Origin of the sequence: Nonomuraea diastatica (assembly GCF_004349015.1) — a bacterium.
In the GTDB taxonomy this organism is placed as follows: domain Bacteria; phylum Actinomycetota; class Actinomycetes; order Streptosporangiales; family Streptosporangiaceae; genus Nonomuraea; species Nonomuraea diastatica.
On sequence record NZ_SMKP01000295.1, the window covers coordinates 1 to 8,386 of the forward strand.

At 70.8% G+C, this 8,386-nt stretch carries 4 protein-coding genes and 1 pseudogene; 2 read left to right on the forward strand and 3 right to left on the reverse strand.

Going from position 1 to position 8,386, the window contains the following annotated elements:
• A pseudogene (locus tag E1294_RS49660) lies at window positions 1-744 on the reverse strand (hypothetical protein); the annotation flags it as partial.
• Between the two features lie 465 nt (window positions 745-1,209).
• Between E1294_RS49660 and leuS the strand changes: the two are divergent.
• On the forward strand, window positions 1,210-3,657 hold the full coding sequence (gene leuS / locus E1294_RS49665; RefSeq protein ID WP_181958675.1) for a leucine--tRNA ligase: 2,448 nt from the start codon (window positions 1,210-1,212) through the stop codon (window positions 3,655-3,657).
• Here the strand turns inward: leuS and E1294_RS49670 are convergent.
• Together E1294_RS49670 and E1294_RS49675 are read right to left on the reverse strand one after the other, a co-directional pair.
• Complete coding sequence (locus E1294_RS49670; protein ID WP_132519600.1) at window positions 3,654-4,622, reverse strand: TIGR03557 family F420-dependent LLM class oxidoreductase; 969 nt, start codon at window positions 4,620-4,622, stop codon at window positions 3,654-3,656. The genes leuS and E1294_RS49670 overlap by 4 nt on opposite strands.
• Before the next feature lie 52 nt (window positions 4,623-4,674).
• Window positions 4,675-5,100 (reverse strand): hypothetical protein, encoded by a 426-nt coding sequence (locus E1294_RS49675; RefSeq protein WP_132519603.1) that lies wholly within the window; start codon window positions 5,098-5,100, stop codon window positions 4,675-4,677.
• A gap of 147 nt (window positions 5,101-5,247) precedes the next feature.
• On the opposite strand from E1294_RS49675, the gene E1294_RS49680 reads away from it, so the two are divergent.
• The coding region (locus E1294_RS49680; protein ID WP_132519606.1) for a S41 family peptidase at window positions 5,248-8,386 on the forward strand (3,139 nt) is incomplete at its 3' end.

Below are 8,386 nucleotides of genomic sequence, written 5' to 3' on the forward strand. Positions count from 1 at the left end.
AGTGTGGGCTGTGGACGGGCCGTCGTGCGGCGGGGTGTTGTTCGGGGCGGACTGGTGGTGTGTGGGCGCGAGCTCCGGCGACTCGGCCGCGTGGCGCTTGCCCCGTGGCGCCGGGTCGTCCGGCCACGCGCCGGGGGCGGGGGCCGGCGGCTGCGCCCACGCGGGCACCGGATCGGGGACCGGAGGCTGCTCGGAGTGCTTGGGCTTCGCCGTGACGCCCTGCGGTGGCCGGTCCTGCCACGAGGAGGGGCCCGGGGCGGCCTGCGGTGGTCCGGCCGTGCTCTGGGGGGACGCCTCGGGCCAGGACATGGGCACCTCCGCTGAGGACGTCTCGGGCCACGAGGTCGGCACATCCTGGTGTGGTGCGTCAGGCCGGGAGGAGTGAGCGGTGGCGTTCTGCGTGGAGCCGGACGGCCATGAGGACGGCCCCGCGCCGTCCTGCGGCGGCAGGTCCGGCCATGAGGAGGCGCCCGGGGCGGTGCTCTGGGGCGGCTCGGGCCAGGACGGGCCCGACGTGTCCTGCGGGGAGGCCGCGTGGCGGGAACGGCGGGGAGGTTCGGGCCAGGAGTCGTCCTTGCGCGGCGGCTCCGGCCACGCGGGGTCGCCGTGGGCGGGCGCCGGCGCCTCGGGCCAGGATATGGGAACGTCGGCCGCGTGCGAGCCGGACGACCGCGTGCCGGATCCGTCGCGCTGCGGCGCGTCGGGCCAGGACGGCAGATGTGGTCCGGAATCATCCGCTGCCATGGCCGGCCCTCCCGAGGTAGTGTCCGGATTTACCCTTATATCCGGATTTGACGTCCGAGGCATGATCTCATGGGATTTTCCAGGAGATGTAGGTGGTTCCGCAGCGAAACGAGCGAAGCCGTCAGGATCGGTCGGCGGATCCTGGAGTGGCAGGTCGACTTCCGGACGATCAGGCTCAGCTGGGTACACCACGGCGACAAGGCTATTCTTCTGGGACGAATGAGGTCACAACGGATACATCACCATCAGGTCTCGCTGGACCTGAAGGATCTATTGTGCCCGCCGACCTCGATCGAGTATCTGCATTCAGCCGAAGACGTGCGCTAGGCTTGACACATGCGTTCCGCGACCCTGCTTCTTAGCGGGCCGCGACGGCCCTGAAGATCTCGCCGTCGCGGCTCCACCCCTCGTTGTGTGCACGGGGGGTTTTCTTATGGGTCCGAGTCAATTCAAAGGACAGTAGCCGTGAGTGAGTACGATCCGCAGGCGCTGCAGGCCAAGTGGCAGCAGCGATGGGAGGAGCAGGACCCCTACCGGGCGAGCGAAGACCCGGCCGACCCCCGCGAGCGGCGCTACATGCTCGACATGTTCCCCTACCCGTCGGGCGACCTGCACATGGGCCACGGTGAGGTCTTCGCCATCGGCGATGTCATCGCGCGCTTCTGGATGCTGCAGGGCTACAACGTCCTGCACCCGATCGGCTGGGACTCCTTCGGACTGCCCGCTGAGAACGCCGCGATCCGGCGCAACGCCCACCCGGCCGAGTGGACCTACGCCAACATCGAGACGCAGGCCAACTCGTTCCGGCGCTACGCCGTCTCCTTCGACTGGTCGCGTCGCCTGCACACAAGCGACCCGGACTACTACCGGTGGAACCAGTGGCTGTTCAACCGGTTCTTCGAGCGCGGCCTGGCCTACCGCAAGGGCGGCCTGGTCAACTGGTGCCCCAACGACCAGACCGTGCTGGCCAACGAGCAGGTCGTGGCCGGCAAGTGCGAGCGTTGCGGCGCCGACGTCATCCGCCGCGAGTTGACGCAGTGGTACTTCAAGATCACTGACTACGCGCAGCGCCTGCTGGACGACATGGACCAGCTGGACACCTGGCCCGAGCGGCTGCTGACCATGCAGCGCAACTGGATCGGCCGCTCAGAGGGCGCCGACGTGCTGTTCGAGATCGAGGGCCGCGACGAGCCGGTCCACGTCTACACCACGCGGCCCGACACCCTGTTCGGCGCCACGTTCTTCGTGGTCGCCGCCGACGCCGCGCTGGCCGACGAGATCGTCACCGACGAGCACCGCGCCGGCTTCGAGGCCTACCGCGCCGAGGTCGCCAAGCTGAGCGACATCGAGCGGCTGGCCACCGACAAGGAGAAGACGGGCGTCTTCCTGGGCCGCTACGCGATCAACCCGGCCAACGGCGAGCGCATCCCCGTCTGGGCGGCCGACTATGTGCTGTCCGACTACGGCCACGGCGCCATCATGGCCGTGCCCGCCCACGACCAGCGCGACCTGGACTTCGCGCTGAAGTTCGGGTTGCCGGTGAAGGTCGTCGTGCACACCGGCCTGGCCGACCCCGGCGAGACCGGCGAGGCCACGCCCGGCGAGGGCACCCTGGTCAACTCCGGGCCGCTCGACGGCCTGAGCAAGGCCGAGGCCATCGCCAGGATCATCGAGATCCTGCAGCGCGACGGCAGGGGCACGGGCGCGGTCAACTTCCGGCTGCGCGACTGGCTGCTGTCGCGGCAGCGCTACTGGGGCACCCCCATCCCGATCATCCACTGCCCCGACTGCGGCGAGGTGCCCGTCCCCGACGAGCAACTGCCGGTCACGCTGCCCGACCTGCGCGGCGAGGCGCTGGCGCCCAAGGGGGTCTCCCCGCTGGCCAGCGCGACGGAGTGGGTCAACGTCGAGTGCCCCAAGTGCTCCGGCCCCGCCCAGCGCGACACCGACACGATGGACACCTTCGTCGACTCGTCGTGGTATTTCCTGCGTTACTGCTCGCCGGGCTACACCGACGGCCCGTTCGACCCCGAGCAGGTGCGCAAGTGGGGCCCGATCGAACAGTACGTCGGCGGCATCGAGCACGCGGTGCTGCACCTGCTGTATTCGCGGTTCTTCACCAAGGTCCTGCACGACATGGGCATGGTCGACTTCACCGAGCCGTTCGTCCGCATGCTCAACCAGGGGCAGGTGATCAACGGCGGCAAGGCCATGTCGAAGTCCCTGGGCAACGGCGTCGACCTGGGCCGGCAGATCGACGACTTCGGCGTCGACGCCGTGCGCCTGACGATGATCTTCGCCGGTCCGCCCGAGGACGACATCGACTGGGCCGACGTCTCACCGGCCGCCTCGCAGAAGTTCCTGGCCCGCGTGCTGCGCGTGATCTCCGAGGCGACCAGCGAGCCCGGCGTCCCGTTCGAGCGCGGCGACGTGGAGCTGCGCAAGGTCACGCACCGCACGATCGACGAGGTCACCAGGCTGATCGAGTCCTACCGCTTCAACGTGGCGGTGGCGCGCATGATGGAGCTGACCTCGGCCACGCGCAAGGCCATCGACTCCGGTCCGGGACCGGCCGACCCGGCGGTGCGCGAGGCCGCCGAGTCGCTGGCGATCATGCTGTCGCTGGTGGCCCCCTACACTGCCGCGGAGGGCTGGGAGCGGCTGGGCCACACCGGCCCCGTCGCCTTCGCCCGCTGGCCGGTGGCCGCGCCGGAGCTGCTGGTGCAGGAGTCGGTCACCTGCGTGGTGCAGGTGGCGGGCAAGGTCCGCGACCGCCTGGAGGTCCCGCCCGGCATCAGCGAGGACGACCTGCGGGCGCTGGCCCTGGCCTCGGAGAAGGTCGCCCCCTACCTGCAGAACGCGCCCCGCAAGGTGATCGTCCGGGCGCCCAAGCTGGTCAACATCGTCCCTTAGAGGGAGCGCAGGGCCGGCAGCAGCTCCTTCTCCGCCCAGGTGAAGAAGGGCTGCTGCCGGTCGTGCCCGATCTGGACGAGCGCGATGTGCGTGTATCCCGCGTCGACGTACTTCCTCGCGGCCTGCACGACCGCGTCCACGTCGTCGCCGCAGGGCACGCTTTGGGCTATGTCCTCCGGGCGCACGGTGCCGGCGGCGGCGGCGAAGTTCACCGGCGCGGGCAGCTCGGCCATGACCTTCCAGCCGCCGGTGGCCGCCCAGCGCCACAACGTGTGCGCGCGTTCCGTGGCGGCCTCGACGTCGGTGTCGTAGGAGAGGGCGAGCTGGCCGCAGACGGGCTTGCCGTGGCCGCCCGCCGCGTGGAACTGCTGCACCACCTCCGGCAGCGGCTCGTTGACCACGAGCACGTCGCCGTGCTCGGCGGCGAGCTCGGCGGACTGCCCGCCGGAGGCGGCGATGCCGATCGGCACCGGCCGCTCCGGCAGGTCGTAGAGCTTGGCGGAGTCGACGTCGTAGAACTCGCCCTGGCGGGTGACGTACTCGCCGCTGAAGAGCTCCCTGATGATCTGTACGGCCTCGGCGAACATGCGGTGCCTGGTGTCGACCGGCGGCCAGCCCTCGCCGATGACGTGCTCGTTGAGGTTCTCGCCCGCACCGAGCCCCAGGGTGAACCGGCCCCCGCTCAGCACGCCCATCGTGGCCGCCTTCTGCGCGACCACGGCTGGGTGGTAGCGCATGATGGGGCACGTCACGTAGGTCATGAGCGGGAGCCGCTCGGTGACCTGGGCCGCCGCGCCGAGCACCGACCAGCAGTAGGGCGAGTGCCCCATCTCCTCCAGCCACGGGAAGTAGTGATCGGAGATGACCGCGTAGTCGAAGCCGATCCGCTCGGCCGCCACGGCGTAGTCGACCAGCTCGCGGGCCGGGGTCTGTTCGGACATCAGGGTGTAGCCGATCTGTACCATGCCTCCCGGCTACCCCTGTTTGCCAGGGTTAGCGTCCAGAGACTGGAGATCGTCAACAGCGGCGGTCGCACAGCTCCTCGGCCACCAGGCCCAGGCCGATGCCCAGCAGCCAGACGTCCTTGGCGATCGCGATGCCCTGCTGGGAGGGCCGCAGGCTGCCCTCCTGCCGCAGGCCGGGTGTCTTGAGATACAGGCCGAGCAGGCCCGCCGCGAAGCCCGTCAGCGCGGCGCCCGCCAGGAGCGACGGCACGAGCGGCGCCAGCAGGGCCACGCCGAGGGTGATCTCCGTCTTGGAGAGCAGCCTGGTGAAGGTGGCCGGGCTCGTCTTGCGCAGGAACGGATAGGTGCCCGAGGCCATGCCGTGCAGGCTCGCGGCGGTGTCCTCGCCGGCGCCTGACTTGCTGAGCCCGGAGTTGAGGATGATGGCCGCGGCGGCCAGCCGGGGCGGGAGCTGGTGCGGGCGGGCGAGGATCTTCATGGTGCCTCACAGGATGCAGAAGCCGGAAACCGTACCATTCCCCTGCATATCCGGCGCATCCCGGACTTGGCCGTTCCGAGGACAGGGCGAGTTCGCTGGGGAGAGAATTCTTGGGCCGGGCTTGGTCCCGCGCATTAGTGTGCATCTGTGACAAATGGCGCATACCTCAGACACCCGCACCTGCACGGTGACGTGGTCACCTTCGTCGCCGACGACGACGTCTGGCTGGCTCCCCTGACAGGAGGCAGAGCCTGGCGTTTCACCGCAGACCGCGTATCGGTGTCGCATCCGAGATTCTCGCCCGACGGCAGCCGCATCGCGTGGACCAGCGGAAAGGAGGGCGCCCCCGAGGTGTTCGCGGCCGGGATCGACGGGCCGGAGGGTGAACGGCTGACCCACTGGGGCAGCACGACGACCGGCGTACGCGGATGGACCCCCGATGGCGACGTCCTCGCGGTCAGCACGACCGGGCAGAGCGAGATCAGCAGGAGCTGGGCCTACGCGGTGCCGCTCGACGGCGGACCGGCCACGCGCCTGCCGTACGGGTGGCTGAGCGACGTCGCGCTCAACGGCGCGCAGGTGGCGACCGTGTCGTCGATGTGGCGAGAGCCCTCGCAGTGGAAGCGGTACCGAGGCGGTACGGCGGGCAAGATCTGGGTCGACGTCGACGGCGACGGAGCGTTCACCAGGTTGTTCGCCGACAGCACGGCACAGTACTGGTCGGCCTGCTGGGTGGGCGGCAGGATCGTGTTCCTGGCCGACATCGACGGCGTCGGCAACCTCTACTCCGCCCGGCCCGACGGCTCCGACCTGCGCAAGCACAGCTCCCACGAGGAGTTCTACGCCCGCCACGCCACCGGTGACGGCGAGCGGGTGATCTACAGCCACGCCGGCGACCTGTGGCTGCTGGAGAGCCTGGACGCCGAGCCGTACCGGCTGGACGTACGGCTGGGCGGGCCGCGGCCCGGGCGGGCCCGGCGGCCGGCGCCCCTGCGGGCGGGCTCGTACTCGCCCGACGCGAGCGGGCGGGCCAGCGCCGTGGAGATCCGCGGCACCGCCCACTGGGTGACCCACCGCGACGGCCCCGCCGGCGTGCTCCGGGCGCAGCCCGGCGTCCGCGTACGTCTCCCGCAGACCCTGGACTCCGACGGGCGGGCCGTGTGGGTGTCCGACGCGAGCGGCGAGGACGGGCTGGAAGTCGGCACGCCCGGAGGCGAGGTCAGGACGCTGGCCGCCGGTCAGCTCGGCCGTGTGCTCGACCTGGAGGCCGCCCCTGACGGCAAGCACGTGGCGGTGGCCACCCACGACGGGCGGCTGCTGGTCGCCGACCTCGAATCCGGGAACCTCCGCGAGCTCGACCGCACCACGCAAGGAGACGTCAGCGGCCTGACGTTCTCGCCCGACTCGAGCTGGCTGGCCTGGGTGCACCCGGACCACGAGCCGCTGTCACAGATCAAGATCGGACGTGTCGACGGGACCTCCGTCATCGACGTGACCCCGATGCGGTTCGCCGACTACGACCCCGTCTTCACCAAGGACGGCAAACACCTGGCGTTCCTGTCGATCCGGACGTTCGACCCCGTCTACGACGCCCACGTCTTCGACCTGTCGTTCCCTCAAGGATGCCGCCCGTACCTCGTGCCGCTGCGGGCCGGCACGCCGTCGCCGTTCGACCCCTCGCTGCAGGGCCGCGGGTTCAACGGCGAGGACGACAAGGCCGCCAAGACCGGCAAGGACGACGGAGCCAAGGACGACACGCCGCCGCGCACCGAGGTCGACCCCGAGGGCATCGCCTCACGTGTGGTGCCGGTGCCGGCGCCTGCGGGACGCTACGGCAACCTGCGCACCGCCAAGGACGCGCTCCTCTGGCTGCGCCACCCGCTCACCGGTCAGCTCGGCGACGGCACCGAGCCCGCGAACGACATCGTGCTCGAACGGTACGACCTCAAGAAGCGCACCAAGGCAGAGCTGGGCAAGGAGGTGCGCTCGTTCGAGGTGAGCGGCGACGGCGCCAGGCTCGTCACCAACGGCAAGAACGGCCTGCAGACCCGTGCCGCCACCGAGGGGGACGAGGTCGTCACCATCGACCTCGACCGCGTCACCGTCCAGATCGACCCGGTCGCCGAATGGCGGCAGGGCTTCCGCGAGGCCGGGCGGCTCATGCGCGACCACTTCTGGCGCGAGGACATGAACGGCGTCGACTGGCAGGCCGTGCTCGACCGTTACGAGCCGCTGGTCGACCGCATCGGCTGCCACTCCGAACTGATCGACCTGCTCTGGGAGACCCAGGGCGAGCTGGGCACCTCGCACGCCTACGCCTACGTCAACGGTGGCGGCCACGACTCCCGCCGCCGCCAAGGGCTGCTCGGCGCCGACCTGGCCAGGGACGACGGTGTGTGGCGGGTCACCCGCATCCTGCCCGGCGAATCATCCGACCACGCCGCCCGCTCGCCGCTGCTCGCGCCCGGCGTGGCGGTCCGCCCCGGCGACGCGATCGTCGCCGTCGGCGGCCGCCCGGTCGACCCGGTGCGCGGGCCGCTCGCCCTCCTCGCCGGCACCGCGGACCAGCCCACCGAGCTGACCATCCGCCCGGCCTCAGGCGGTGAGCCGCGCCGCGTCGTCGTGAGCCCCATCGCCGACGAGTCACGGCTGCGCTACCACGACTGGGTGGAGGACCGCCGCGCCCACGTCAGGGAGGCCTCGGATGGCCGGCTCGGCTACCTGCACGTGCCCGACATGGTGGCTTCGGGGTGGGCGCAGTTCCACCGCGACCTGCGTACCGAGATGGCCCGCGACGGGCTCATCGTGGACGTCCGGGAGAACGGCGGCGGGCACCTGTCGGAGCTGGTGCTGGAGAAGCTGTCCAGGAAGGTCACCGCGTGGTCGCTGGTCCGCGGGTACGAGCCGATGCGCTACCCGGAGGACTCGCCGCGCGGGCCGATCGTGACCGTCACCGACGAGTTCGCCGGCTCCGACGGGGACATCGTGAGCGCCGGGGTCAAGAACCGCGGGATCGGGCAGCTCGTGGGCACACGGACGTGGGGCGGCGTGATCGGGATCGACTCGCGCTACACGCTCGTCGACGGGACGCGGGTGACGCAGCCGCGCTACTCGTTCTGGATCGAAGGCCCAGGGTGGGGGGTGGAGAACTACGGGGTCGACCCGGACGTCGAAGTGGTGATCACCCCGCAGGACCGGGTCGCGGGTCGCGACCCGCAGCTCGACAAGGCGATCGAGCTGGCCCTGGCCGCCTTGGAGGAGAACCCGCCCGCCACACCGCCCAGCC

Excerpts from the sequence above, each read along its gene's own strand:
- E1294_RS49670 (WP_132519600.1), bottom strand. The coding sequence starts at position 4,622 with ATGGTACAGATCGGCTACACCCTGATGTCCGAACAGACCCCGGCCCGC.
- E1294_RS49675 (WP_132519603.1), bottom strand. The coding sequence starts at position 5,100 with ATGAAGATCCTCGCCCGCCCGCACCAGCTCCCGCCCCGGCTGGCCGCC.